At 53.5% G+C, this 1738-nt stretch carries 2 protein-coding genes; one reads left to right on the top strand and one right to left on the bottom strand.

Going from position 1 to position 1738, the window contains the following annotated elements; all coding sequences use genetic code 11:
- Positions 1–536 (top strand): RNA-guided endonuclease InsQ/TnpB family protein (locus CD000_RS08470; protein ID WP_143425281.1); only part of this gene is annotated, 536 nt, incomplete at its 5' end.
- Between the two features lie 112 nt (positions 537–648).
- Here CD000_RS08470 and CD000_RS08465 read toward each other — a convergent pair.
- Positions 649–1416, bottom strand: coding sequence for a DODA-type extradiol aromatic ring-opening family dioxygenase (locus CD000_RS08465; protein WP_096225447.1), 768 nt, complete (start codon positions 1414–1416; stop codon positions 649–651).
- Positions 1417–1738 lie beyond the last annotated feature (322 nt).

Raw genomic sequence — 1738 nt, 5'->3', positions numbered from 1 at the left:
TGTATGTCGATAGCGAGGGTAAGAGAGCCAATTATCCTCGATTCTATCGCAAAGCATTGGAAACATTAGCGAAAGAACAGCGTAAATTGTCTCGTAAAAAGAAAGGCTCGAATCGTTGGCACAAACAGCGTCTGAAAGTAGCGAAGCTGCATGAGAAAATTGCCAACCAGCGCAAGGACTTTCTGCATAAGGAGTCGCACAAATTAGCGAAACGGTATGATTGCGTGGTCATCGAAGACCTCAACATGAAAGGGATGTCACAAGCCCTCCATTTCGGTCAAGGCGTTCATGACAACGGCTGGGGCATGTTCACCACTTTCCTTCAGTACAAGCTGGCCGAACAGGGGAAGAAGCTGATCAAAATCGACAAATGGTTCCCCTCGTCCAAAACGTGTTCGTGCTGCGGTCGAGTCAAGGAGTCTCTATCGCTTTCTGAACGGACATTCCGCTGTGAATGTGGATTCGAGAGCGACAGGGACGTCAATGCGGCCATCAATATCAAACATGAGGGCATGAAACGATTGGCGATCGTCTAATTTGTCCTCGAACCGTGGGGCACACGGGGATCGCTCGGTCAACTTCCCATCATGAGATGGGATTACCCGAGAAGCCCCCACCTCTAAGCGAAGCGTAGGTGGTGGGAGTATGTCACAAAGACACAGCCATGAGGCTTAAGCTTCCATATTGATATTCTCGGAACAACACGCGCGGCGCCCCGCCGCGATCGCCTGCGCCGTAAGCGATCCAATACGGCGCGAGGTGTTCGGGGGTCGGTACGGCCTGCTTGGCGTAAGGTGCTTTTTCTTCATAATGGAATACATCCTCACTGCGGGCGGCTGACTCGCGCAACAGCCAGTCATCAAAAGCGGCCGCCCAGCTTTCTGCCTCCGCATGCCCTTCCCAACGGAGCGCCATCAAATTGTGCACCGTCCCGCCGCTGCCGATGACCATCAATCCTTCGTCACGCAATGGACGCAGCGCCTCACCAAGCTGGAACAATTGCTTCGGCGTCCACCACGGCACGACCGACGCTTGCACAACGGGAATATCCGCTTTTGGAAATAAGCGGCAAAGCAGCACCCATGAGCCGTGATCCAGCCCGCGCGTTTGATCGATGACTACGTCCGTCACACTAGAGAGGCGCTCCCGCACGCGCTCCGCCCACTCGACCGACCCGCGCGCCGGATACACCACTTCATACAGCTCGCGCGGAAACCCGGAAAAATCATAAATCATGTCATACGTCCCCTCAACCGCCGAAACCGTCGGTTGGCGCGTCATCCAATGCGCGGTAAAGATGACGACCGCCTGCGGGCGAATTCCTTCCCCGAGTTTGCCCAAAAACGCCGTGTACGCATTGTCTTCGATCGCCAACATCGGCGAACCGTGAGCGAGAAATAGGGCGGGGGGTCTCATCGTTCCATTCCTCCCTTGAGTCATATTGACAGATCAACACTTTGCGGCCTGATGCCGCCTCTAGAAGGTTGGTGAAAAACCACTGTTTGACTCACATTTCGCACCCTAACAAGGTCAAAACAAAGGATTTTTTATTTAGTTTTTCAGAATAACTTTTTGACCAACACAACGAGCGATGGCAATCCTTTTTTTACCATCGCTGGTCGTTCCGTATGACGTTACACGTAAATGCTCTCATCCAGCCCCAACCCCTGCAGAATCCTTCGTTGTTCAGGGGTGAGGGAGCGATCCAGTGAGCGTTGGATGCGTCCATCCGGCAGCT

The sequence above is a fragment of the Geobacillus sp. FJAT-46040 genome (assembly GCF_002335725.1).
GTDB classification, from domain to species: Bacteria; Bacillota; Bacilli; order Bacillales; family Anoxybacillaceae; genus Geobacillus; species Geobacillus thermoleovorans.
The sequence above is the reverse complement of the archived record's forward strand: the minus strand, read 5'-3'. Positions and strand labels throughout refer to the sequence as shown.